This is a genomic window from Streptomyces sp. NPDC007162 (assembly GCF_040634175.1).
Lineage (GTDB): Bacteria > Actinomycetota > Actinomycetes > Streptomycetales > Streptomycetaceae > Streptomyces.
Genome location: NZ_JBEYFC010000924.1, coordinates 1 through 1,962 on the forward strand (window position 1 = coordinate 1; position 1,962 = coordinate 1,962).

The following is a 1,962-nucleotide window of genomic DNA, read 5'->3' on the forward strand; positions in this document are numbered from 1 at the left end:
ACGACGGCGCCGCGGCCGGGGCGAGCGGGCCAGGCGGCCGGGCTCCGTCCGGCAGCGCGCGGCCGTGTGCGGTCCGGCCGTCGGTGTACGGGCCGGGGCCGGCGCGGCGGGGCACGGGAATGCGGGTAATCGCGCCCCATGCGGCGCGGCGCACGGGTTGCCGAGACTCCTCGCCGAGAGGTTCGTCCTGCGCTGACCGAGGAGTACACATGGGCAATCCCCTGTCGTTGTGCGTCGTGGCCCTGGACCCGCTGCTCGAAGCCGGTGCCGTCAGCGCCCTGTCCGGCAACCGGGACATCGCACTGGTCCAGCCGGAGGAGAAGGCCGACGTGGCCGTGGTGATCTTCGACCGAGTGGATCGCGAGGAACTCGATCTGGTGGCCGCGACCGGCGGCGGCCCGCACCGGCCCGCCGTCATCGTGATCGCCTCCCACATGTCCGCGGCCGAGGCCGCGGACGCCATCAACGCCGGGGCCCGCGGTCTCCTGCGCCGGCACGAGGTGGACGCCGACCGGCTGGCGCGGACCGTGCGAACCGTGGCCGGCGGCGACTGCACCGTGCCCCCCGACCTGATCGACGGCCTGCTCGACCAGAGCACCGAGACCGACCCGTATCCCGGCGTACGGGGCCGCGGCCCGGACTGGGGCCTGGACGAGCGGGAACGCGCGGTCCTGCGAATGGTGGCCGACGGCCGGGAGACCGATGAGATCGCCAAGGAACTCTGCTACTCGCCGCGGACGGTGACCACCGTGGTCCGCGACATCACCCAGCGGTTCCGGCTGCGCAACCGCGCCCACGCGGTGGCCTACGCGCTGCGGACGGGCCTGCTGTGACCGGCCTCGTCCTCGAAGCGGCGCCGGTTGCCGGGCGGGACGACGGCGCGCCGCGCGTGCATCTGTGCCCGGCGGGCGGGGCGGCCCGCGACACGGTCGCCGCCGGTCTGCGCCGGGCCGGCGTCGAGCTGGTGGCGGCCGGAGACTGCGACGGGGTCGTCCGGGTTGCCGCGGGCCGGACGCCGGGAGCGGCGCTCGAGGGCCGGCCGGAACCCGGCGGCGGCCCTCTCCTGCTGGTCGCCGACACCTTCACCGCCGCGGGAGTGCGGCTGGCCGTGCGGGCCGGGGTGACGGCGATGCTGCAGTCCGCCGAGGCCACGCCGGAGCGCCTGCTCACCGCCGTCCACGCCGCCCGGTACGGCGACGGCCGGATGTCGTACGGCGTACTGGCCCGTCTCCTCGACGAGGCGGCCGGCGACGAGCCGGAGCGCCGGCGCCCCGTGCCCGACTCGCCGCTGACGGCCCGGCAGAAGACGGTGCTCGCGCTGGTCGCCGAGGGGCACGGCAACGCGGCCATCGCCCGTGAACTGTCCTGCTCCCAGCACACCGTGAAGAACGTCATGTACGACCTGATGACCCGCCTGCAGGTCCGCAACCGGGCGCACGCGGTGGCGTACGGCGTCCGCACCGGGCTGATCTGAGCCGGTCCCGGTCCCGACCAGAGACATTGACGCAGCAAAAGCCGCGACGGGCGCTGCCGCTCCTTCCCTACTGCGCCGCCACGCCCGAACGGCAAGCTCCGGACGTGCCCCGACCACCCGAGGCACGCGACGACCTACCCGACTCCTCGGAGGTGAGCCGGTGGACCGCTGTGACGGCCGGACGACATCCTTCTCGCAGCAACGACTGTGGTTCCTCGACCAACTGCGACCCGGCACGGCGGACCATCTGCTTCCGCTGGCGCTGCGCCTGCGGGGCGACCTCGACACCGAGGCCCTCGCCGCCGCCCTGGCCGACGTGGTCGACCGGCACGAGGTGCTGCGCACCCGGTATGCGGACGCCGACGGCGAGCCGGTGGCCCATGTGGTCCCCCGGGTCGAGGTTCCGCTGGACAGGGTCGACGCGCCCGCCGCCGGAGCGGCCGGCATCGCCGCGGTCCTCGAGCGCGCGCTGCGCCGGCCGGTCGACC

3 protein-coding genes are annotated in these 1,962 nt (G+C 75.3%); all 3 read left to right on the forward strand.

Translation table 11 applies throughout. The features are described from left to right. The first annotated feature begins 209 nt into the window (after positions 1-209). Complete coding sequence (locus ABZ646_RS45880) at positions 210-833, forward strand: response regulator transcription factor (protein WP_360533538.1); 624 nt, start codon at positions 210-212, stop codon at positions 831-833. After that, the gene (locus ABZ646_RS45885) at positions 830-1,474 is read left to right on the forward strand and encodes a LuxR C-terminal-related transcriptional regulator (protein WP_360533541.1); all 645 of its coding nucleotides are present in this window, start codon (positions 830-832) and stop codon (positions 1,472-1,474) included. Before ABZ646_RS45880 ends, ABZ646_RS45885 begins: the two co-directional genes overlap by 4 nt. A gap of 160 nt (positions 1,475-1,634) precedes the next feature. Beyond that, a partial coding sequence (locus ABZ646_RS45890; protein WP_360533544.1) for a condensation domain-containing protein occupies positions 1,635-1,962 on the forward strand: 328 nt, incomplete at its 3' end.